The sequence below is a fragment of the Thalassospira lucentensis genome (genome assembly GCF_011806425.1).
Classification (GTDB): Bacteria; Pseudomonadota; Alphaproteobacteria; order Rhodospirillales; family Thalassospiraceae; genus Thalassospira; species Thalassospira lucentensis_B.
Window position 1 is genome coordinate 612,930 of sequence record NZ_JAATOV010000003.1, and the last position, 22,298, is coordinate 635,227.

At 53.3% G+C, this 22,298-nt stretch carries 19 protein-coding genes; 6 read left to right on the plus strand and 13 right to left on the minus strand.

Going from position 1 to position 22,298, the window contains the following annotated elements:
* Nucleotides 1-17: 17 nt before the first annotated feature.
* The gene (locus HCZ99_RS12835; protein ID WP_167447352.1) at nt 18-503 is read right to left on the minus strand and encodes a Mov34/MPN/PAD-1 family protein; all 486 of its coding nucleotides are present in this window, start codon (nt 501-503) and stop codon (nt 18-20) included.
* A 36-nt stretch (nt 504-539) separates the two neighbouring features.
* The gene (locus HCZ99_RS12840) at nt 540-917 is read right to left on the minus strand and encodes a hypothetical protein (protein ID WP_167447353.1); all 378 of its coding nucleotides are present in this window, start codon (nt 915-917) and stop codon (nt 540-542) included.
* Between the two features lie 291 nt (nt 918-1,208).
* Between HCZ99_RS12840 and HCZ99_RS12845 the strand changes: the two genes are divergently transcribed.
* Complete coding sequence (locus HCZ99_RS12845) at nt 1,209-2,201, plus strand: RluA family pseudouridine synthase (protein ID WP_167447354.1); 993 nt, start codon at nt 1,209-1,211, stop codon at nt 2,199-2,201.
* Between the two features lie 119 nt (nt 2,202-2,320).
* Nucleotides 2,321-3,187, plus strand: a complete 867-nt coding sequence (gene rpoH / locus HCZ99_RS12850; protein WP_167447355.1) for an RNA polymerase sigma factor RpoH — start codon at nt 2,321-2,323, stop codon at nt 3,185-3,187.
* Between the two features lie 142 nt (nt 3,188-3,329).
* Here rpoH and HCZ99_RS12855 read toward each other — a convergent pair whose 3' ends face one another.
* From HCZ99_RS12855 to HCZ99_RS12900, 10 genes are all read right to left on the minus strand, one after another.
* A complete protein-coding gene (locus tag HCZ99_RS12855; protein WP_254869591.1) occupies nt 3,330-3,665 on the minus strand; it encodes a hypothetical protein in 336 nt (111 codons plus the stop codon).
* A gap of 147 nt (nt 3,666-3,812) precedes the next feature.
* Nucleotides 3,813-5,945, minus strand: a complete 2,133-nt coding sequence (locus HCZ99_RS12860) for a serine/threonine-protein kinase (RefSeq protein WP_167447357.1) — start codon at nt 5,943-5,945, stop codon at nt 3,813-3,815.
* Between the two features lie 249 nt (nt 5,946-6,194).
* Nucleotides 6,195-7,490 carry an adenylosuccinate synthase gene (locus tag HCZ99_RS12865; RefSeq protein ID WP_167447358.1) on the minus strand — a complete coding sequence of 432 codons (1,296 nt, stop codon included), beginning with the start codon at nt 7,488-7,490 and terminating at the stop codon, nt 6,195-6,197.
* Between the two features lie 35 nt (nt 7,491-7,525).
* The gene (locus tag HCZ99_RS12870) at nt 7,526-8,692 is read right to left on the minus strand and encodes an ATP phosphoribosyltransferase regulatory subunit (protein ID WP_167447359.1); all 1,167 of its coding nucleotides are present in this window, start codon (nt 8,690-8,692) and stop codon (nt 7,526-7,528) included.
* 160 nt (nt 8,693-8,852) lie between these two features.
* A complete protein-coding gene (locus tag HCZ99_RS12875; protein ID WP_167447360.1) occupies nt 8,853-10,043 on the minus strand; it encodes a phosphoserine transaminase in 1,191 nt (396 codons plus the stop codon).
* A gap of 176 nt (nt 10,044-10,219) precedes the next feature.
* Nucleotides 10,220-12,091 (minus strand): SLC13 family permease, encoded by a 1,872-nt coding sequence (locus HCZ99_RS12880; protein WP_167447361.1) that lies wholly within the window; start codon nt 12,089-12,091, stop codon nt 10,220-10,222.
* Between the two features lie 284 nt (nt 12,092-12,375).
* On the minus strand, nt 12,376-13,209 hold the full coding sequence (locus tag HCZ99_RS12885) for a PhzF family phenazine biosynthesis protein (protein WP_167447362.1): 834 nt from the start codon (nt 13,207-13,209) through the stop codon (nt 12,376-12,378).
* Between the two features lie 83 nt (nt 13,210-13,292).
* Nucleotides 13,293-14,738, minus strand: coding sequence for a pyridoxal phosphate-dependent decarboxylase family protein (locus HCZ99_RS12890; protein WP_167447363.1), 1,446 nt, complete (start codon nt 14,736-14,738; stop codon nt 13,293-13,295).
* A complete protein-coding gene (locus tag HCZ99_RS12895) occupies nt 14,738-15,706 on the minus strand; it encodes a threonine dehydratase (protein ID WP_167447364.1) in 969 nt (322 codons plus the stop codon). The genes HCZ99_RS12890 and HCZ99_RS12895 overlap by 1 nt, the downstream gene beginning before the upstream one ends.
* A gap of 114 nt (nt 15,707-15,820) precedes the next feature.
* Nucleotides 15,821-16,105, minus strand: a complete 285-nt coding sequence (locus HCZ99_RS12900; protein WP_167447365.1) for a DUF1127 domain-containing protein — start codon at nt 16,103-16,105, stop codon at nt 15,821-15,823.
* A 79-nt stretch (nt 16,106-16,184) separates the two neighbouring features.
* Here HCZ99_RS12900 and HCZ99_RS12905 point away from each other — a divergent pair, with 79 nt between their 5' ends.
* The 3 genes from HCZ99_RS12905 to HCZ99_RS12915 all read left to right on the plus strand — a co-directional run bounded on the left by HCZ99_RS12905 (nt 16,185) and on the right by HCZ99_RS12915 (nt 21,092).
* Entirely contained in the window at nt 16,185-17,627 is a 1,443-nt protein-coding gene (locus HCZ99_RS12905) for a PLP-dependent aminotransferase family protein (RefSeq protein ID WP_167447366.1), read from the plus strand.
* Nucleotides 17,628-17,855: 228 nt separating this feature from the next.
* A complete protein-coding gene (locus HCZ99_RS12910; protein ID WP_167447368.1) occupies nt 17,856-20,240 on the plus strand; it encodes a Lon protease family protein in 2,385 nt (794 codons plus the stop codon).
* 141 nt (nt 20,241-20,381) lie between these two features.
* Nucleotides 20,382-21,092 (plus strand): SPOR domain-containing protein, encoded by a 711-nt coding sequence (locus tag HCZ99_RS12915; RefSeq protein ID WP_167447370.1) that lies wholly within the window; start codon nt 20,382-20,384, stop codon nt 21,090-21,092.
* 24 nt (nt 21,093-21,116) lie between these two features.
* On the opposite strand, the gene HCZ99_RS12920 is transcribed toward HCZ99_RS12915, so the two are convergent.
* Nucleotides 21,117-21,425, minus strand: coding sequence for a DUF5818 domain-containing protein (locus HCZ99_RS12920; RefSeq protein ID WP_167447371.1), 309 nt, complete (start codon nt 21,423-21,425; stop codon nt 21,117-21,119).
* A gap of 156 nt (nt 21,426-21,581) precedes the next feature.
* On the opposite strand from HCZ99_RS12920, the gene HCZ99_RS12925 reads away from it, so the two are divergent.
* Nucleotides 21,582-22,286, plus strand: coding sequence for a GGDEF domain-containing protein (locus tag HCZ99_RS12925; RefSeq protein ID WP_167447373.1), 705 nt, complete (start codon nt 21,582-21,584; stop codon nt 22,284-22,286).
* Nucleotides 22,287-22,298 lie beyond the last annotated feature (12 nt).

A 22,298-nucleotide genomic window follows, 5' to 3' on the forward strand; every position in this document is an offset into this window, starting at 1 on the left:
GCAAAGACGTCTTTCGCCTATTCGGTCAGTTTGCAGCGCTGAAAATAGCGGATGGTTGCGCCGTCATCTGGCACGTCCGACGTTTGATGCACGATGCGATACATGCCACTCGCCCCGGCCCCGGTATGCGTTGTGGCGATAATCAGCCATAAAAACCCGTCTTCGTCGGCGCGTTCGCGATCCGTGTTTGACGGCAAAACATTGCCATTCGGGTGGGAGTGGAAGCAGCCAACAATCGTCTCATTGCTGGTTCGAACTGCGCGGTGCGTATCGAACAAGGTTTGTGGATCGATTTCAAAGGTCTTTTGCGGATCATCGGCAACATTGCGTGCCACAACGACCCGGCCAATGCGGTTGGGGCTGTCTTTGGACGCGATCAGAAGGCCACAAACTTCTTCTGGCCAATGCAGTGCGGCAAGGTCACGCACTTCTTGATGCAGACGTGCAGAGAAAACGATCTGGTTTTGGTTTTGACCATTGTTTTCGCTGCCCCGATCTTTCATGCGTGATTTCCCCGTTAAGCCGCCGCGTGTGCCAGCTTACTGCGCAGGCGCCCCCAAGATGACGCGTCCCAGCACTTTTTTCTGATCCATCGAGACGATGACAAGCCGTGATGTACTGTCGTCTGCCGCATTGATCTGCAACGTGATTTGATTACCCTGGCGGGAATAGCCAACAAGGCGTTCATCCGCGGCCATATCAACCGAAATATCGCCAAAGTCCGAAAGTGGCTCAGAAACGGTAACAGGCGCAGTTTGCGGCGACACATCCCCACCGGCCAACGGCACAGCAGGTTCAGAAACTGTTTCTTGCGGGGCGGTTTTATTTTTATCGAGCGACAAGCCATAGGCCACCAGACCAATGCCGATAACAATCAGAAGCCCCATAAAAGCGACAAGAATCTTTACTGCACGCATCGTATTTCCAACCGATAAAACTGTGGGATTGCTACATTTTCGGCCCGATGGTGCCAATCATGCAAAACATTATGTCAACGCCATAGCCCCAAGACCGCGCAATTGCAAGTTCACAAGATGATCTTGATCGGTGATTGTGATGACGATTAAGCGCGATTAAAAGCCATGATCCACATTTCATTTGATTGCATTACGGGTCAGACGCGCTAAAACCGGGAAACCAAAGGTATCCCGCCTGCCCTGACATCATTGCGATGTCGCCTTGCATGGCACAGCAACATATATTGTTAAATGACCGAAGAAACCGACAACCAGACCGAGATCCTTAGCCATACCGCAACTGCTGCGGACGAAGGTGCGCGCCTTGATAAGGTTCTTGCAGGCGCATGGCCGGATCAATCACGATCCCGGATCAAATCCCTGATCGAAGATGGGCACCTTGTCCAGAACGATCAAACGGTTCTGAAAATGTCGGCCAAGGTCAAACAAGGCGATCGTTTCGTGCTGACCATCCCGCCAGCGGAACCCGCCACCCCGGAAGCCGAAGATATCAAACTTGATGTCCTGTATGAGGATGATGACCTTCTGGTGATCAACAAGCCTGCTGGCATGGTGGTTCATCCGGCAGCGGGCAATGAAAGCGGAACCTTGGTCAATGCGCTTCTGGGCCATTGCGGAGACAGCCTATCGGGTATTGGCGGGGTTAAACGACCCGGCATTGTCCATCGCCTTGATAAAGACACCAGCGGTGCGATGGTTGTCGCCAAGAACGATGTGGCGCATCGCGGCCTGTCGACCCTATTTTCCGAAGATAAAGAGAATATTGACCGTGCCTATATCGCGCTTGTTTGGGGCGTTCCGCGCCAAAGCGAAGGCGAGATCGAAGGCAATATCGGACGTAGTCCGCGCAACCGAAAGAAGATGACGGTCCTTAAATCTGGCGGGAAATATGCCCTTACCCGGTATAAGGTGCTGGCAAAACGCGACGACTCGTTAGCTTCTCTTGTCGAATGCCGCCTTGCAACCGGAAGAACACATCAAATTCGCGTGCATATGAGCCATATCGGCCACTCCCTTGTGTGTGATCCAGTTTACGGCAGGAATAAAGTTTCACAGAAGTTCAACTTTGAAACGCAACAGCTTCTGAACACCTTCAACAAACAGGCGCTACACGCCAGAACTCTGGGGTTTTTGCACCCTACCACTGGTCAATATATCTCCACCCAAGCACCCATCCCAGATGACCTTGCAGACCTGATTCGAAGCCTAGAACTATACCTATAGATAGATCACACTAGACTTTATGGTCTAAATTTTGTTGACGCGATCTAATACCTCTGTATACCCTGTTGGTGGTGGTAAGGAATACCCCACACCATTTCGGGGCGTAACGGGAGGCTTCAATGAAACAGGGAAATGCAATTCCAACGGTTTCACAAGATGGTTTGACTGTATATCTGCAACGTATTCGTCAGTATCCAATGCTGACACCGGAAGAGGAAACGCAATACGCGTGCGATTACCGTGACAACGATGATGAAATCGCTGCCGGTAAGATGATTACAAGCCATTTGCGGCTGGTTGCCAAAATCGCGATGAGCTACCGCGGATATGGCCTGCCGATCAATGAGCTAATCTCCGAGGGGAATGTCGGTCTTTTGCAATCGGTCAAACGTTTTGACCCTGACAAGGGCTTCCGACTTGCGACCTATGCAATGTGGTGGATCCGCGCGGCAATTCAGGAATATATCCTGCATTCCTGGTCGCTGGTGAAAATGGGCACCACGGCAGCTCAGAAAAAATTATTCTTCAATCTTCGTAAACTCAAAAGCCAGATGCAGGCAATTGATGAAGGCGATCTGCAACCTGAACAGGTCGAATTCATTGCCACCAAGCTGAGCGTTTCCGAAGACGAAGTCATCATGATGAACCGCCGCCTTTCGGGGCCGGATCACTCGCTTAACGCGCCGGTCCGTGTTGAAGGCGAAGGCGAATGGCTTGATTGGATCGAAAGCAACGAGGACGATCAGGAAACCACGTATGGCAAGCGCGAAGAGTTCCTTCAGCGCATGGATATGCTTAAAAGTGCCATGTCCAACCTTAATGAACGCGAACGTGATATCCTGACCCAGCGCCGTCTGCTTGAAAGCCCGGTAACGCTTGAGAATCTTAGTGTTGCCTATGGCATCTCGCGCGAACGTATTCGTCAGATCGAAGTGCGCGCGTTTGAGAAAGTCAGAAAGTCGATCCACACGGATATGCCGCACTAAGCGGTCTGTATTTCCTGTTCATGATAACTCCCCATCAAGAACAAAACTATGGCGGACACTGTGTCCGCCATTTTTTTTGCACGTATGGTGGGTAAATAACATCGCGGCAAGGCAGGCACCGATCGCAAACGGCTGAGCTGCCTTAACGGTCGACTTCCTTAATCAGGCTATCGCCCCAGGTCTTAATCAGATTGCGCTGGTTTTTGCGCAATTCGGAAATCCTGCGCTGCGCAGACAGGTTTAAGATATTTGCGATAATCGGCGGCATCGCAAGATACATCAACCATCCCAAGCCCGCCGCCCCATACATAATGGAAAGTGCAAGCGGCTGAAAAACATGCTGGGTTGCACCACCAACCGATTGGGCGCCATGCTGCCAAAGCTCAAGAAGATAAGGTGCGACACCCGAAAAATTCAGACCGAACACACAGCGCGCCATCATGCGCCCCGGACTGCGATCAAAAATGAACGCTGCCATAGACGGCAAAAGGCCAACCGCCAGCGTCACGAACGTTGGCAATGCCACGACAAACAACAAAACCGCCGACGCAATTATCGATAAACCGGAAAATGCGCCCCGCCCTTTTGTTTTTTTCCCTTTTCCCCGTGGTGCCATGTCGATCCCTTAAAACATATGCATCAAAAACAGTGCGGAGACTGTCAGAAGCGCGATCATTGTTGACGCAAATGCCGCGGCTTGCTGGCCGACTGTTTCAGCCATTTCAAGACGGGCGGAGCCGGAAGATTCAAGATCAAAGACTTCGCTTTCCGCCTCGGAATATTCCGCGACCGCTTCGACAAATTCCGACTGGTCCTTGCGGCGTTCTTGCTCGTCATTGATCAGGTTGTAAAGCTCAACCAAATTGCCACGCTTTGCCAGCTTGGGAATTTCGGTTTCAATCCGTTCACGGCGCGCCTTGCTGTGGAAGACCTTTACGGCCGGCTCCATCAAACGTGCAACCCAGTGCGACAGATTTTGCAAATTATCCGGACCGTGGCGCCATTGCACAATCGCCAGCATACTGATGATGGCACGACTGTATTCCACTTCATCAGATGGGTTTTGCATCGCCATCAGCTGGCCTTCAACATCATCTTCAAGACGTGAAGCGATAAAGGCCGCGATGTGACGGTCAACGGGCCAACTTTCATCGGCGGCGTTTTCGGCAAATTTTTCAAGCGCTGGCAGCAGCTGCCCGATATCGACAACATATTCTTTTTCGATCATCGGACTGAGACAGTGCTGATTGCGCACCATCGAATACAGGCACCGCTCATACCCGTACCCGGCACTTTTTTGCTGAACGTAGTAGCGCAGGTTCTTATAAACCTGCTGAAGCTTGTGAATGTCGGGATTAAAGCCTTCTTGGCGACCAAACCAGAAGGACGGAATTTCGCGCGCAACAACATCGGAAAAACGCTGCGGACCGCGACCATGCTGCACATCATAAGACAGCATATTACCCAGCCCATCGATCATTGCGGAAAAGCCCTTAAATCGGATGGGCCCTTTGGGATCGAGAATAATAATCGAGCGGGCAATCAAGACATCCTCGGCGGCACGCTTATCCGATCCGCCCCATTGCAATTGCCGCATGGCATCCGACAATGCTTTTGCCCGATCATTGTCGCCAAGGCCTCGGCGCAACCAAATTTCCACCGAACCATCGCGCAACGGTGCCAGCGCATTGACCCAGTTTTTTGAAACCCCCTGTGCCAAGGAGCGCACGGTATAATAATCCTTGCCGGAAATGTTTTGCGAACGTGCCGCACGCTTTTCGGTATTGCCTTGCTGGGGCTTGGTTCGGCGCCCATCAAGCCAAGCGTGAAGTTCGCTAAATCCCCAACGCTCGTCGGCATTGTCACTCAGCAAGCCACGAACCGGCTCAATCAAAACAAGCGGCAGCTTTTCCTGCGATGCGACGGCCTGAAATGATCCTTTGGACAGCTTGATGTCCATAATTTCCTGATCAGACATTTTCGCCAATGGTCGGCGCCCAATGCCCAGTTCGGCAAGGGTCATGCCAAGCGCATAAAGATCATCAGCCAAAGTGCCAACACCGCGCCCTGCTGGCTCGGACGCCATGCGCGCGGCCGTTTCATATACCAATGGCTGATCAAAACCGGGGGGACCAGATGCGCAATCGCCCAAGATAACCGCACCCCCTTCAGCATCGGCGAAGAACAGGTTGGTCGCACGGATGGAACGATGCGTCAGGCCCTTTTCCGAAAGCGCCTGCAATACATTCATCAGGGGTTCAACAACAACCGACGCGATGTCTTGTTCATCGATGGAGCGGTTTTTGCCCGACGCAATGATGACGCGTCCGCCTTTGGGCTTTTCATAGAAAAGCACCATGGTTTTACGGCCAAAGGGCGGCCAGTAAGCAACGTCGTGATCCAGAAGGTCAATCTGACCACCGATATGAACGCCCGCGAGAAACCGCAGCAAATCATATCGGGTCGGCAAGACAGGATCGGTCACAAGCGCAAAGACACGCCCGTCGCTTCGGCTTAAGCTATCGGCGGCATAGGCCTTGCAGTGCCCCATATCGAATTCTGGCAAACGCAAATCGGTGAAGACCCGAAAATTACCGATTTCAAGGCTTTTTCCACCGGTTCCGATATCCTCCGCAGGCTCTGTGAATGCAGCTGCAGGTTCTTGCGCAGGCGCACCGCCACCGGGCCTGTCCATTTCTGGTTCTTGCCCGGCATCACTTGAAGCGTCCTGCACCTGATCTTCCGCTTGCTCTGCCATAATCCCGATATTTCATTACCGAATTTTATCATTGCTTAAGTGGGGTGATCGCAACCACCTGCGCCTGTCATACAGGACGCAGTCTACTTTACCCTCAAAAGATTGATAAAACGATACTTATGATATCATACCGTCGCAAGCGGTTACACCGCACGCATTTGGCAACATTTTCCGGCAAGCTATTCATTTAGAACGCAAAAAGCCACCAGAACACTGGTGGCTTTTACGGTACAGAGCACAAATTGTTATTTAGGCGCTGAACGGATCATGCACCAAAATGGTGTCATCACGTTCCGGGCTGGTCGACAGAAGTGCCACTGGCGCTTCGATCAGTTCTTCGATACGGCGAACATATTTGATCGCAGCGGCCGGAAGATCGGCCCAGCTGCGTGCACCCATGGTGGTATCGGACCAGCCTTCGATGGTTTCGTAAACCGGCTTGGCTTTGGCCTGCAGACGCTGGTTTGCCGGCAAGTGGTCATAGATTTTGCCGTCAATGTCATAGCCCGTGCAGATCTTGATTTCGTCAAACCCATCAAGAACGTCAAGCTTGGTCAATGCAATGCCGGTAATCCCGTTAACCTTGACCGACTGACGGACAAGTGCCGCATCAAACCAGCCACAACGGCGTTTACGCCCGGTAACAACACCAAACTCATGCCCACGTTCACCAAGACGCACACCGTCTTCGTCAAACAGTTCGGACGGGAACGGACCTTCGCCAACGCGGGTGGTGTATGCCTTGGTGATACCAAGAACGTAACCAACACCCGATGGACCCATGCCAGAACCGGCTGCTGCCTGCCCCGAAACCGTGTTTGAGGAGGTCACAAACGGATAAGTACCGTGGTCGATGTCAAGCATCGTCCCTTGCGCACCTTCAAACAGGATACGTTTGCCAGCTTCTTTGAACTGGTTGAGCGACTTCCAAACCGTGTCAGAGAACGGCAGGATTTTCGGTGCGATTTCTTTGAGCTGGTCAAGAAGCTCGGCACCATCGACTTCCGGCTGGCCCAAACCGCGCAGAAGCGCATTATGGTGGGTCAGAAGGTTTTCGACCTTGGCTTCGAGCAGGTCAACATCTGCCAAATCACCAACCCGGATAGCACGACGACCAACGCGGTCTTCGTATGCCGGGCCGATGCCACGACCGGTGGTACCGATCTTGTTGTCGCCAGATGCAGCAGCTTCGCGTGCGCGATCAAGATTGCCATGCAACGGCAAGATCAGGCAGGCATTTTCAGCCACGCGCAGGTTTTCAGGCGAAATATCAACGCCCTGCTCTTTCAGGCGGTTGATTTCCGTAAGCAACGCCCACGGATCAACAACAACACCGTTACCGATCACAGACAGCTTTTTCTCACGCACGATGCCTGACGGCAGAAGGCTGAGTTTGTAGGTCGTGCCGTCAATCACCAGAGTATGACCGGCGTTGTGACCACCCTGGAAACGAACAACGACGTCGGCGCGTTCTGACAGCCAATCGACGATCTTGCCTTTTCCTTCGTCCCCCCACTGGGATCCGATCACGGCAACATTGGTCATCGCAAAACTCCTTGTGCGATAGAGATTTCGTTAAATTACGCGCTTAGTGGCACGACTTTGCCACCAAGATAAATATAATCACAGCCCATGCGCCGCGCTTCATCGCGTGCGCCATCTTCTGTTTTTGCTTCTGCCGCCCCTTCAAGGGCCGCAACCGTATAGTGACCATCCAAACGCAGCTGACGTGCTTCGCGCTGGGGAATGCCAAGCGGCACATAAACACGCGGCGTGGCTTCACGATCGGGCAAACCACGCAGGATGCTATCCATATAAAGCGACATACCTGTAGCCGCCTCGCCCGCCGTCCCACCGGCGCGATAACGACCACCTCGGCCGATCTCACCGCGAACGTTTTTGGCAAACAAGGTAAAGCTAACGCCGGTCTGATAACGGAAACCAGCCATTTCAACCGGATCAATCGTCAAGGCGGCATCAAGTCCGGATGCCAGAATGCGTTCCGCAACGTCAATCAGACGATAAAGCTCGTCGGATGCACCTAGTGGCAGTTCAAGCTTTTTAAGTTTCGGCAATGCGGTTTGCGCCGGACCAGCCGCCTCAAGCAAGGCGACCAAAACATCCGTGACCCGACCTTTGATCGACTTTAGGGCAGCAACGTCACGACGTTCAAGCGCCTCGATCAGTTCTTCGCGGTCATCTCCCTTAACGCCAAAGGCGTCAAACAGACGCACCGGCAAGGTCGGCAAATTCAAATCGACGGAAACAAACGGCACATTGATGCTATCGAGTGCTTCGAGGGCCAAAAGAACAATTTCAGTATCGGCCGCGGCACTGGAAACACCAATCAATTCGGCACCCACTTGGGCGAATTGGCGTTCCGGACGCAGATGCGATCCCTTAATCCGCAAGACATCGCCGGAATACGACAAACGTAATGGACGCGGTGCATCGACCAAACGGGTTGCGGCAATTCGGCCGACCTGCGGGGTCATATCCGATCGCACGCCCATCATGCGGCGCGATTCTGGATCCATAAGGCGGAATGTCTGCGTGGAAAGTTCCGGTGCAGCACCTTCAAGAAGGCTTTCCTCGAACTCGACCAACGGGGTTTTGACCCGCTCGTAGCCCGCATGTGCCAGACTGGCCATCAGCTTTTCGCGGATTTCGGCTTCCCGGGCGGCGGTTCCTGGCAGGACATCCTGCAGGCCGGCGGGCAAAAGAGCTTTCCTGGCGAGTTCGGTCATTGTGTGTGCTTTCCGGACTGGGCGCGCAAATTCAAATTGATGGCAGCCTGATCTCGATTTCGGTCAGGGCTCACTATCCGGTAGCGGTTACTACCGCTTTGTGCCGGACAGGGCAACGGGGAAAAGTCCCAAAACGCAAATAATACGTATGAAAGACGTCTTAGCCAGCCTGAATTTCGGCTTTGACAGTCGCATATGCCCAATCAAGCCACGGCAGCAACGCCTTAACATCATCGGGCTCAACGGTTGCCCCACCCCAGATGCGCAAACCGGCTGGCGCATCGCGGTAGCCATTGATATCCATCGCGATTTCTTCGGCTTCCAACATCTGCGAAATACGTTTTGGCAAAGCAGCCTGTTGATCGTCGGACAATGACAAGGCCCACGGATCGACGATTTTAATGCACATCGATGTGTTTGATGCCGTTTCGGGCAGTTCGGCCAGGTCGGCAGCCCAATCACTTGTCGCCAACCACGCATCAAGATGCGCGCGGTTTGCCCGAGTCCGTTTCAACAGCCCATCAAGGCCACCGATGTCTTCGGCCCATTTCAGCGCGTCAATCGCATCTTCGACCACCAGCATCGATGGGGTGTTGATGGTTTCGCCACGGAAAATACCGTCAATCAGCTTGCCGCCCTTGGTCATGCGGAAAACTTTCGGCATCGGCCAAGCCGGAACGTAGCTTTCAAGGCGTTCAACCGCACGCGGGCTTAGGATGATGATGCCATGGCCGCCCTCGCCGCCCAGAACTTTTTGCCAGCTATAGGTGATAACGTCGAGCTTATCCCATGGCAGTTCCATGGCGAAGATGGCCGACGTTGCATCGCAAATGGTCAAACCTTTGCGGTCATCAGCAATCCAGTCACCATTGGGAACGCGCACACCCGCGGTCGTGCCGTTCCAGGTGAAAACAACATCGCGGTCAAAATTAACGGCGCCCAAATCAGGCAACTTGCCGTAATCCGCATCAAGGGTGCGCACATCATCAAGTTTAAGCTGCTTAACAACGTCGGTCACCCAGGTCGCGCCGAAGCTTTCCCATGCCAACATATCAACACCACGCGCGCCCAGCATTGACCACAAGGCCATTTCCACTGCACCGGTATCAGATGCGGGCACAACGCCCAGCAAATAATCGTCTGGCAGGTTTAAAATCGCACGGGAACGGTCAATGACCTCTTCCATGCGTTGCTTGCCCAACTTGGAACGATGTGAACGGCCAAGGACCTCTGTCTGAAGCGCGTCAGCCGACCAACCGGGGCGCTTTTTGCACGGACCGGATGAAAAATTCGGGCTGGCTGGACGAAGGTCGGGTTTGGCGTTCGCGGCGTTCTCAGTATTTTGGGCCATCTAAAACATTCCTGAGCAAAAAGAACGATCTGCGTAGATCATGTCAGATCAAATTAGGCGCCCGATCCTATTGCGGTACGGGCAAAAGTCAAACGTCATAACCACAATCGAACCAGCCAAATTTGCATGGCTGATCCGGCCGGTATGCTGCGCCTGCAATTACAGGCCTGCGTCACTTAAAATGGGATATCATAGTACCAAGGAGCAAAAAGACTGAACGTCAACCAAAGCACAACAATCAGCGGCGTTCCCGCCTTAAGGAAGTCGATAAAGCGATAATGCCCCGGCCCCATGACAAGCAAGTTGGTTTGGTAGCCAACAGGGGATGCAAACGAACAGTTTGCCGCCATGACCACCGCAATCGCAAACACGTGCGGCGGGACGCCCAATTGCTGGGCCATACCAATACCAATCGGGGTAAACAGAACCGCACACGCGTTGTTCGACAAAACGTTGGTAAAGACCGCAACAATGATGAAAAACAGCGACAAGATCAAAGGTGCCGGTGCCCCACGGGTCACAGCAAGCAACTGATCGGCAACAAATTCAGCACCACCAGTCATCTGCAACGCATTGCCCAATGCCAACGCTGCCGCAACCATCAAAACAATCTTGCGATCAATTGCGCGCGACGCCTGACGCAGGTTAAGCGCCCCAGACGCAATCATAAGCCCCGCCCCGATAAAGCTTGAAATCATGATCGGCACGACACCCGTTGCCGCCAGCGCGATCACGCCAAGGAAAATCGTGGCTGCGCGACGCGCATGGAATGGACGCGGCAAGGCACGGGTAGACCATTCCAACAAAACAACATCGCGAATGGTGCGCAGTGCTTCGACATCTTCGGACTTGCCCTGAACCAGCAAGACGTCACCGGCTTCGAGGCGGATTTCCGTCATCTGGGTGCGGATCATGCGGGATCGACGCTGAACACCTAAGACAAGGCATTTATACTGATAACGGAAGCCGATCTGCTCAAGATTAAAGCCAATAAGGCGCGAGCCGGGTGGCAACATGACCTCGGCCAGAAGCTCGGTTGTTTTTTGCGGCGCTTCGCCCCCGCTGTCATGAAGGGCCGCGGCATCGGCATGAAGCAAGCCTGGATCTTTTTGCAGCGCTTCGGTCAGGGCTTTGCGTGTTGCGGCCACCACCAAAACATCGCCCGCCTGAATTTCCATGTCGTCTTCGAAGGGTGGCAAATCCGCATGTTCGCGGCGCACGATCATTTGAATGGTAATGTTGGGCAGGTTTTTGAAAAAACCGGCAATCGGGCGCGTGCCGATCATTTGCGAGGCTGGGCCAACCGTTATCTGGGCAATAAACTGTTTGCCGCTGCTATCGGGGTTTGCAAGCTTGCTGCTCATTGAGGCCAAGGCGGGTAAAAGCCGGGGCGCAATAAACAGAACATAGCCAAATCCGACCAAGGCAAGAACACTACCGATCACGGTAAATTCAAAGAATTCAAGTGGCGGCATGCCCAGCTCAATCAGGGAACTCGATACCAAAAGGTTGGTCGATGACCCGATCAACGTCGTCATCCCGCCAAGGATCGCCGCATAGGATAGCGGGATCATCAATGCACTTGGCGATCGCTGAATACGTTCGGAAAGGGCCTGAATGATTGGGATGAAGATAACCACAACCGGCGTGTTGTTCAGGAATGCCGACATCAACATCACAACAAACAGGCCAATAAAAATCGCAATCGCAGGCTGCTTGCCGCCATGTTCGGTAATCAGACCAGCGATATAGCTTACCCCGCCGGTCAGAACCATCCCCTGCCCGATCACCAACAAGGACAGAACCGTCAGAAGTGCCGGGTTGGCAAACCCGGACATGACGGTTGTTGGCCCCATCATATTGTTGCCGTCGGCATCAAGAAGCGGGAAGAAGTTGAAAAACAGCAACAGGGTCGCGATCAGCGCCATACTGGTCAGTTCGAGCGAAATGCGCTCCAGCCCGTATAAGATAAGCGATCCAGCAACAAGGGCCAGAACCACCCACATCTGTAACGGTGTTGCAGAACTGGCGACAACACTTTCGATCACGATCTATCTTCCCCTGTAATTGCAAACCATTGCGGTTCCATATGCGGTTTCAGACCGGCGCGTTTACCCACGCGATCCTGCCACAGTCATTGTATTTTCCCATTACTTAGACGAAAGCCCTATACCGTGGTCAATAAAAAACCGACAGAAACCAGCGCAATGCGGATTATTTGGTAGGCGCAATTTCCGTAAAACAGGCGATAAAACGGGCCTTAATCCAGCAAAAAACGGGCACCCGTTGCGATGCCCGTCTTTTAAATTTTATCTTTGTCACGGCCCGAGCTCTATGCCGGAACGGTAATTTCACCTTTCAGGTACAAGACCGCCTCGCCCTTTAGATGGACGCGGTCGCCCGAAACCTTACAGGTCACCACACCTCCGCGTGCAGATGCCTGGTGGCCGACGACCTCATCCCGACCCAGCTTGTCGGCCCAATACGGCGCAACCACACAATGCATATAGCCCGTTACCGGGTCCTCATCGATGCCAAGGGCTGGCAAGAAATAGCGCGACACCATATCAAGCCCAGTCTTATCACCCGGCGCGGTCACAATCACGCCACGGTCGGCAAGCTTGGCTAATATCGACATATCCGGGTTCATTTCCCGCACAATCGTGGCATTGTCATAAACAACAACCATGTCGGTATCGCGGCTTTTCACCCCAAATGTTTCCACGGGCGTCGCACCGCCAAGTGCTGCAATCACGGTGTCGGGAACTGGTTGGGCGACAATCTGCTGCTTCGGGAAGTCCAAAACAATTGCATCGCCTTCACGGCGTGCGGTCAGAATGCCGCTTTTGCTTTGAAAACGGACAAGATCACCGGAAAACCCAAGCTGATTGAAAATTACAAATGAACTGGCAAGGGTCGCATGCCCGCAAAGCGGTACTTCAACCGTTGGCGTAAACCAGCGAATATGAAAATCGGCTTCGTCATCCCCGTCGCCGTCAATTGGCACAAAAAACGCAGTTTCTGACAGATTGTTTTCCATCGCAATTTTCTGCATGACATCATCAGACAACCACGCCGACAGCGGCACAACAGCCGCCGGATTACCGGCAAACAACATGTCGCTAAAGGCATCTATTTGATAAATCGGTAAATTTTTGGTCGTCATGGTCTTTTCCTAAAATAGCTCTGTCTTCTGATAAAATACCCGCCGTTCTTATCGGCAAAAACATTACGGGTTGGCTTGACCCGTTACAATACGGTTTCGATGGCCTGCTTAATGATGACTAGGTCATGGTTCTGGGTGCGCCAATTGCTAAACGCGGCGCGAAAACCAAACCGGCCACCGTAAATTGTTGGCGTCAGGAAAACCTCGCCCGTGGCATTAATCCGATCCAGCAGTGCGCGATTGTCATCATCCGACCCAATGCCGGTAAACATCGTCACGTTCAGAATGGGATCGCGCAGAAGATCAAGTTTATCATGCGACTTCACCCACGCGGCAAGGTCAGCTGCCTGATCACAATTTGACCGCACGATCCCGGCAAATCCATCACGCCCATATGCCTGCATCGACACCCACAGGGGCAAGGCCCGAAACCGACGGGAATTTTCCACCCCGCGATTGATATACATGTTTCCTTCGGCCTTGGTGTCGAGATACGGGGCAAACGCCCGGCAGGATTTTTCCAAAACATCAATATGGCGGGTCAGGAAAATGCCGCAGTCGTATGGGACATTCAGCCACTTATGCGCATCTGAGGTAACCGAATCAGCCCGTTCAAGCCCGGCCAAAAGATGGGCACGGCGTTCATCAAGGGCGGCAAACATGCCAAATGCCGCATCAACATGTAACCACGCCCCATACGTGGCGCAGAGATCGGCAATTGCATTTAAATCATCAAAGTCCGTCGCATTCACCGTCCCGGCCGACGCAATGACAATTTTGCCCCTTTCGTCACTGGCCGCCAGCTTTGCCTGGAGGTCGGCGGTATCTGTTTGCTCGCTCCCCGGATGGGTCGCAACCTTGGTGAAATTGTTGCGACCGATCCCGGTGATCGACAGGTCCTTGATCATGCTGGCATGGGGACTGGCGGCGAATAGCTCTAAATCGGGTAATGCGCCCGCGCCATCGGCATCAATATCGACACCAACTTTTTCACCACACCATTGGCGACCGGCAACCAACCCCAAAAGGTTCGAAACCGTCGCGCCGGTTGTCAAAACACCATCAAATTGCCGCACCGGCAGATTGGCAATTTCGCACAACCAGTTGATTACCTGTTCTTCAACTGCGGCATTAACCGATCCTTCGGGTCCGGTGGCATTTTGATCAATTGCACTCGCCAACCAATCGCCCACAAGCGCGGCAGGCGTTGTGCCACCGGTGACAAAGCCAAGATATCGCGGACCAATCGATGCGGCCAAAAGCGGCAGAATTTCATCCTGCACTGCGCGCAAACTATCAAGGGTGCCGCGACCTTTCTGCGGGAGTGGGCGCGAAGGGTCAAATGCAGAAAAGTCGCGGCATATTACATCCATGTCATCAGCACCGTGTACAAAGCTGTGCGCGATATCCCCCGTATGCACGAGGATACGACCAAGCTTTTCAAGGTCATCAAACATCAGATGACGCGCTGTATCTGCAGTGGGGCTGCTTTTAGCGCGGTTTTGAAAACTGTTTTCGACATGGTTCATCAGGTGTCTCCTGCCAAAATGCGGGCGAACTCAGTCCGATCGATGTTCGCACCGGTCAAAATGACGGCAACTTTCTTGTTGATATTCTCGTGCTTTGCGGCCATGGCCGCGGCCAATGGCACGGCCCCGGCCCCCTCGGCAAGGGTGTGGCACGAACTGAAATAAAGGCGGATTGCATCACGACGGATCTGATCATCGCCAACGGTGACAATATCGCGCGCACCGCGGAGGATGATATCAAGCGCATCCTGATTGGGGCTTCGGCATGCGACACCGTCGGCAAACGTATGTGCCGCAGACGTTTCAACAATTTCTCCAGCCCGAAAAGACTGTGCGACCGCGTCGGCACCACTTGCGACAACACCGATGATTTCCGTATCTAGTCCCAGTACATCGCGCACAGTAATTAACGAACAAATGCCCGATCCCATGCCAACCGGCACATAAACGCGGTCAAGCTTCGCAACCTGTTCAAATAATTCAAGGCCATAGGTCGCGACACCGCGGATCAGTTCCCTGTGAAATGGTGGGATCATAATCAGGTCTTCGCGCGCAGCGCAATCGACGGCAAATTCGGATGCTTCTTGAAAATCATCACCATGTTCGATGACCTCTGCACCCCATGCCCGCATGGCGGCATTTTTCTCGACCGCATTTCCGTGCGGAACCACAATCGTCGCGGTCAGGCCAAACTGGCGTGCGGCATGGGCAATGCTTTGCCCGTGATTGCCCCGCGTCGCACTGATCACACCACGGCGAGTGTCACTTGATCCCATCAAATGCTGGCAAAATGTTAAACCACCACGCACCTTAAAGGCGCCAAGCTTGGTGTGGTTTTCGTGCTTCACATACAATGACAAGCCGGTCGCACGATCCAAAAGGGGCCAACGGATTGTCGGGGTTGGCGCGACATATTGACGCACAAATGACGCTGCATCGCGAAGTTCTGCTATATCGAATAAAGACATTGTACCCCTTCAATCCATCGATCAAACACATCGACATTTACGTAAGCAAAAACGGATTTCGTCAGCCCCTCAGTGGGCATGCCATAATCGAGAAACCCCATTATGTGGCCCGGATTAACGGCGCGGCGGAAATCCAGACCAAAGGGTGCGTGACAATTCCTGATCACGGTCGGCACGTGTCATGCCGACATCCTTTAAGGCATTATCATCAAGGTGTTGCAGAACCTTACGATCGCGCGCATTTGCCTGAAATTGACGCAGTGTTTCCAAACAAAAGATAACAGCCCCAACCATAGCAGAGCGCAATGGGACTGACTTTTCTGATGCCGAGCTATTTGCGACTTCGTGATCTTCTATCCCGACATTGGAAAGCCGGATTGTATCGTTACAATTTACCATTTCCATCTCCTGTCGATGAATTGTCTCGATATTGTTTTGTCATTGACATTGTAATTGTGTCAATTTAAACATTGTCACCATGACAATATGGCTTCCAAACCTGAAAGATGCCGGCGGACCTGTTTATCGACAGATCGCCCAGGCTATCCGTAGTGCGGTCGAAGACGGCACGTTAAAGCCGGGCGACCGCCTGCCGACCCACCGTGACCTTGCCTATCATCTGGGTGTTACGGTCGGGACCATCACGCGATCCTACCGCGAAGCTGAACGGATCGGGCTTGTCGCCGGGGAAGTCGGCCGGGGCACTTATGTTCTGGATAATGAGCAGTCGGAACTCGACATGGCGACAAGGTCGCTATTGCCAGCGTCCTTTACCAACAACCTTGGTCCGATGCGCCATGCAGATAGTGAAGTACAAACCGAAAATACCGGCCCGATCAATTTTCGGATGAACTGCCCCCTGCCACCGCCAAATGATCACTTGCGCAATACGCTGCTTGATATCGCAAGCACCATGCCGCTTGACGATATGGTCACCTACAAGTCCGAATACGGCATGGCCCATCAACGCAAGGCAATTGCCACGGCTGCCGGGCGCCTTGGGCTAGATGACAATCCTGAGCGCGTCATCCCAACCGCAGGCGTCCAGCACGGCATGACAGTGTCCTTGCTGGCAACCGTGCGTCCGGGTGATTTGGTGCTGTGTGAAGAACTCACCTACCCCAACCTGCGCAGCCTTGCCAATTTGCTGCAGTTTCGGTTGCGCGGTGTTGCAATGGATGATGACGGCATTATTCCAGATGTTTTGGAAAATCTCTGCCGCACACACAGCCCACGCGCGATTTACCTGATGCCGACCCTGCACAACCCACTATGCAGCACAATGAGCCGACAGCGACGCATCGACATCGCCGAAATTCTGCGCAAATACGACCTGACCTTGATTGAAGATGGCATTTACCACTTCCTTGATCCCGATGCGCCGCCCCCGCTTTCGTGCTTTGCGCCAGAACGCAGCATTTATCTTGATGGTGCTTCCAAAAGCATTGGCGGCGGATTGCGCGTTGGCTATATCCACGCGCCGGGTGAACTGATTGGCAAACTTGCAAGTGCGATCCGTGCAACCTGCTGGATGGTTTCGACCATTAATCTGGAATTGGTCTCGCGGATGATTATGGATGGCAGTCTGCAGCAATTTGAAGCATGGCACCGCGAAGAGGCCAGCAAACGTCTTGCCATTATCCTTGGCACGCTTAAGGGATATGACGTGCGGTCCCACCCGACCAATTATCATATCTGGCTGTCCCTGCCCGATCATATTGACCCGGGTGAACTGATCATGAACGCCGCCAACAGCGGGGTTCTTTTAACTGCCGCCCAGCAATTTGCCGTTGGCCCAGTACCACGCGGTTTGCGCCTGTGCTTTGGCGGCGAGAAATCGGTGGAGCGTCTGCGCACTGGTGCTCAAACCCTGGACCGGTTGCTTAAAAGCAGCGATTTTGGCAATAGCGTCGTGATGTAACGGACCGCACCAAAACCAAGAAAAAAACCCGCGCAAACACACCGAAACATGCACTCAATTTTGGCTGATGATTTCGTCGCCCTCTCTCTTTGGGAGGACGATTTTTGATGCGATAACAACAATTTCTCCACGCAGTGCTTGACCACTCTATTGCGTTGCTTTCAAGATATGCTGCACGGCATAAAAACCCGTCGCCGTTTATGATCTTGGGCAGTAGAAAGTCAGCAGATGTCAGTTTCCCGCCTTGACGCAGAAGATTGCGGTTTTCCGCACTTTAGGATTCGCAGCCCACACAAAGACCAACAGCCAAAAATTTTCGATTTCTCATCGCATTACCGCGCGGCAGAAGCCCTGAAATTCGGGCTTTCCATGCATGAGCCGGGCTTTAACATCTTTGTTCTGGGCCTTGATAGGGCCGGTCGCATGACCGCAACGCTTGATTATCTTAACAAGGCGATGGAAGAACGCGAAACACCCGATGATTGGGTGTATTTGAACAATTTTTCGCGGGCCAACCGCCCCCGCCCGTATGCCATGCCCGCGGGTCAAGGCGTCAAATTAATGACCGCGATGGAAACGTTGATTTCGCACCTGCGCGAAGCGTTTTCGTCGGCCTTTAACGCCCCGGCACACCTGACAGAAACCCAGGCCCAAACCGAAGAAGCCCGTGCCCAAGTGCGCGAACGGTTTGATGCCCTGCGCGATTACGCCCGCGAACGTGACCTTGATGTTCAGGAAAACGAAAAAGGTGTCATGATCGTCGCCCTGAACGAGGATGGCGATCCTGTTTCACTTGACGAAATTCCCAAGGAACGGCGTCGCGAAGCCGAAAAATCATTCGAAGATGTCGCAGAGGAAGCCCGCAAGACATTACTGTCGACCCGTGATCTTGAAGAACAGATCTCAGATACGCTCAACAGCCTACGCCGTGATGCGGCCAAGGTTGTCCTTAAACCGCGCATCAAAAAACTGCGCGACAAGTTCACAAGTCCGGGCCTGAAAGCGTGGTTCGAAGCGCTTGAAAAAGACATCCTTGATAATATCGATGCTTTTGAAGAAGAAAGCGATCAGCCCGCCATCGAAAGCGGCGATGGCAAAATTCCCGAAACCGTTGATGATCGCTATGCGGTTAATCTGTTGATTGACCATTCACGCGACAGCCACCCTGATGTCGTGCTTGAACCAAGCCCAAGCTATGACAATCTTTTTGGCCAAATTCAGTACCGCCCGATGGGGGGCGGCATGCACCCGCATTTCAGCCTGATTAAGCCCGGCGCGCTACATCGCGCCAATGGCGGCGTTTTGGTTCTGCGTGCAGAATCACTGCTGGAGCATGAAGATTGCTGGGGCTACCTTAAGGCGGCCCTTCGGGACCGCGAAATCCGCATCGAAGAAACCCACAAGGGCGGCCCACCGACCGCGGGGGCACCGGAACCGCGTCCGATCCCGCTTGATCTTAAGGTCGTGATCGTTGGCGCGCCGAAATTCTATTACACCTTCTTCTCGCTCGATGTGGATTTCCGAAATCATTTCCGGGTAAAGGCGGACATTGACGCGGACATGCCCGCAGCCGGGCGTAATATTTCGATCTATACCGGATTATTGCGGGAGTCAGCGCTATCACGTACGGGCATTCCGGTCGATAACGGCGCCATTCGCCAACTTCTTGGGCAAGCGGCCCGTTGGGCGGGTGAACGCGATAAGTTGACCGCACAAATCGAACGGGTCGAAGACGTTGCCATTGAGGCCGGTGCACTGGCCAAATCTGAACGCCGCGACAACATCCGCGCCGCCGATGTAAGGCGGGCAATTGAAGAACGACGCCACCGTAACAGCCGCCTTGAAGACAAGTCGCACGAACGCGTGCAGCGGCGGGAAATCCTGATTGATAGCTACGGCTCGGTCGCGGGTCAGGTCAACGCATTGACCGTGCTTGATTACGGCGACCATGCCTTTGGCTTGCCGGCGCGCGTGTCGGCACGATCCTATGTCGGCAGCCTTGGCGTTTTAAACATTGAACGCATGGTCGACATGTCTGGCCCGCTGCAACAAAAGTCGGTCATGACCATCGAAGGGTTCCTGAAATCGCGCTTTGCGCAGGAATTCCCGATATCGTTCGCCTGCAACGTCACGTTTGAACAAAACTATGGCGGCATCGAAGGCGATTCTGCGTCCATGGCCGAGCTTTGCGCAATTGTCTCAGCCATCGCCAACGTTCCAATGCGTCAAAACATTGGCGTGACCGGCTCTATGAACCAGTTTGGTGAAGCACAGCCGGTTGGCGGCATATCGCACAAAATCGAAGGGTTCTATCGAATTTGCGCCGATCAGGGCTTTACCGGTGATCAAGGCGTTATCATCCCACAAGCCAATGCCGAAAATGTTGTCCTCCGCGAAGAAGTCGTGCAGGCCATTCGCCAGGGCAAGTTCAATATATGGACCATCGAACACGTTAACGACGCGATTGAGATTTTAAGCGGCCTGCAATCTGGCGATCGATCAGACGGGCAATATCCCGCCGATAGTATGTATGGCAAAGCCATGGAAAGGCTGCGCCACAATGACAATATATTGCGTGACAGACACGCCTACCCTCATCGCAGTGAACAGTAAAAAATGCTCATAGACACCCGCCATAAACCACGCTATGCGATCCCTTTTTCGCGTACAAAATGCGTGGCTTTATGGCGGGATTTTATGAATACGGACACGATAACGGCAAGGCTGCGAACCAGTATAATTGCCGTGGCTTTGATGACTTCTTCGACGTTGGCAATATTACCGTCGACGGCCAAATCCCAGCACGCCCATGCCAATGCCCCAATCACGGGCGTTGACGCCATCCCAACGGACATTCCGGTTCATGCATCGACCGGGCGTGATCCCAACCTTCCGGTAAGCTTGCTGCCCGGCACAATCCCGGCCGCCACCACACCAACCTTCGAAGAAGACATTCCGTCTTTGGCCGAAATATATCATCAAACCATCAACGGTGGTGCGCCGAGAACAACAAGACAACAGTCCGCCCCAACACAACCAGACGTCCCTTCAACGCCAGAAACGTCCAACGCCGCCCAAAGCACCAAATCAACACGTTCCTTGGCAGGTCAAACATTGACCAAGCAAGTGGCGGCAACGACGTCACCGTCCGTGCAAGCATCGCGGCCAAACGCAAACACGCAAGCCCTTGCCAACGGGGTGGCTGATGACACAACCGGCCCTTATGTCATCCAGCTTGGCGCATTTCATGACACGATCAGTGCGCAAACATATTGGGCGAGTTTTAGCATTCGCTATCCCGATCTGGTCAAAGCACACCAGCGCGAAATCGCCACAGCGGACCTCGGCAGCAAGGGGGTGTTTCATCGCCTGCGTCTAGCGGGTTTTCCCAACCAGTCATCCGCAAACGAAAAATGCCGCCAGCTGATTGCTGACGGCACAGAATGTTTTGCCATTCGCCCATAGAACGGCGCGCCAAACGACCGGAATTTAATCCGCAGGTGCCAGCATAACAATCTTGTCAACGATCAAGGTTGATGCTTCGGTGCAGGTCGTCATCAAAGCGGCGTGGCCGGTGACGCGTACTTTGTCGCCCGGGCGGAAGCGGGTTGCCTTGTTGGCAAGCGCATACAATGTCCCATCCTCTGCACGGAACGTTACGCACTCCTGCCCTTGATCGGTAATCTCACCGGCAACGGTGAAATTATTCTTTTGAATGACGGAGCATGCAGACACCGCTGCCACCACTGCAACAATTGCAATTTTCTTTGAAAATCCTGCCATCAAACCGGTCTTCATTCTTCAACCTCCTGTGTGAACGATGTCGCGTCGTCACAAACTCTGTAGTTTTACGTTAATGTTCTTGTAACGCAGCAGGATGTAAAAAGGTATTCATCCTTTTGCGGATTTCGCAATTTCGTACCCGATTTCAAAACATGGGTTACCTGACCGGTCATGGCAAAGTCGCAAATCGAATTCCTCTCACAGCTTGCTGAAGAATTTCAGCAACAGACGGCGATTAACACTCGCGCGTCCGAGGAAGCCGAACAAAACGAGGCACTGTCAACGCTTGTTGATCTTGCCCGCGACATGCAAGCACGACTGGACCAGCAGCAAAACCGCATCCGTCAGCTTGAACTGATGGTCGAAACCGACGAACTTACCAACTTATATAACCGTCGCGGTTTTATGCGGCGCCTGCGCGAGGCCCTTGCGCGTGCGGCCCGAAGCGGTGAAAACGGTGTTATTCTGATCGCCGATCTTGACGGTTTTAAAGAAATAAATGACGAACACGGCCACGCCGCTGGCGACGCCGTTTTACGCCATTTTGGTCAAAACCTACGCACTCATACGCGGGCCGACGACTTTGTCGCCCGGTTCGGCGGTGATGAATTTGCCGTCCTGCTCAGCGCAAGCGATCCAGATGCGGCAGAAAAACGTATTCAACAGCTCAAAAAAGCAACGGAACGTTTTCCGCTGATTTGGCAAGGAAATCCGTTGCGCATTCAGGCAAGCTTCGGCTTTGCCGTTTATGGCGCAAAACAAGATATTTCCGATCTCATCAGCGCGGCTGACAAAGACATGTACAAAAACAAACATGCCGCGCGCGACGATCAAAATGCCCCCGCAACCAAACGTAATGACCATAACGCGGCGTGACGTTTTAAAACT

Coding starts and splice junctions, on each gene's coding strand:
- HCZ99_RS12835 (WP_167447352.1), bottom strand. CDS start 503: ATGAAAGATCGGGGCAGCGAAAACAATGGTCAAAACCAAAACCAGATC.
- HCZ99_RS12840 (WP_167447353.1), bottom strand. CDS start 917: ATGCGTGCAGTAAAGATTCTTGTCGCTTTTATGGGGCTTCTGATTGTT.
- HCZ99_RS12845 (WP_167447354.1), top strand. CDS start 1,209: ATGACCGAAGAAACCGACAACCAGACCGAGATCCTTAGCCATACCGCA.
- rpoH (WP_167447355.1), top strand. CDS start 2,321: ATGAAACAGGGAAATGCAATTCCAACGGTTTCACAAGATGGTTTGACT.
- HCZ99_RS12855 (WP_254869591.1), bottom strand. CDS start 3,665: ATGGCAGCGTTCATTTTTGATCGCAGTCCGGGGCGCATGATGGCGCGC.
- HCZ99_RS12860 (WP_167447357.1), bottom strand. CDS start 5,945: ATGGCAGAGCAAGCGGAAGATCAGGTGCAGGACGCTTCAAGTGATGCC.
- HCZ99_RS12865 (WP_167447358.1), bottom strand. CDS start 7,490: ATGACCAATGTTGCCGTGATCGGATCCCAGTGGGGGGACGAAGGAAAA.
- HCZ99_RS12870 (WP_167447359.1), bottom strand. CDS start 8,692: ATGACCGAACTCGCCAGGAAAGCTCTTTTGCCCGCCGGCCTGCAGGAT.
- HCZ99_RS12875 (WP_167447360.1), bottom strand. CDS start 10,043: ATGGCCCAAAATACTGAGAACGCCGCGAACGCCAAACCCGACCTTCGT.
- HCZ99_RS12885 (WP_167447362.1), bottom strand. CDS start 13,209: ATGACGACCAAAAATTTACCGATTTATCAAATAGATGCCTTTAGCGAC.
- HCZ99_RS12890 (WP_167447363.1), bottom strand. CDS start 14,738: ATGAACCATGTCGAAAACAGTTTTCAAAACCGCGCTAAAAGCAGCCCC.
- HCZ99_RS12895 (WP_167447364.1), bottom strand. CDS start 15,706: ATGTCTTTATTCGATATAGCAGAACTTCGCGATGCAGCGTCATTTGTG.
- HCZ99_RS12900 (WP_167447365.1), bottom strand. CDS start 16,105: ATGGTAAATTGTAACGATACAATCCGGCTTTCCAATGTCGGGATAGAA.
- HCZ99_RS12905 (WP_167447366.1), top strand. CDS start 16,185: ATGACAATATGGCTTCCAAACCTGAAAGATGCCGGCGGACCTGTTTAT.
- HCZ99_RS12910 (WP_167447368.1), top strand. CDS start 17,856: ATGTCAGTTTCCCGCCTTGACGCAGAAGATTGCGGTTTTCCGCACTTT.
- HCZ99_RS12915 (WP_167447370.1), top strand. CDS start 20,382: ATGACTTCTTCGACGTTGGCAATATTACCGTCGACGGCCAAATCCCAG.
- HCZ99_RS12920 (WP_167447371.1), bottom strand. CDS start 21,425: ATGAAGACCGGTTTGATGGCAGGATTTTCAAAGAAAATTGCAATTGTT.
- HCZ99_RS12925 (WP_167447373.1), top strand. CDS start 21,582: ATGGCAAAGTCGCAAATCGAATTCCTCTCACAGCTTGCTGAAGAATTT.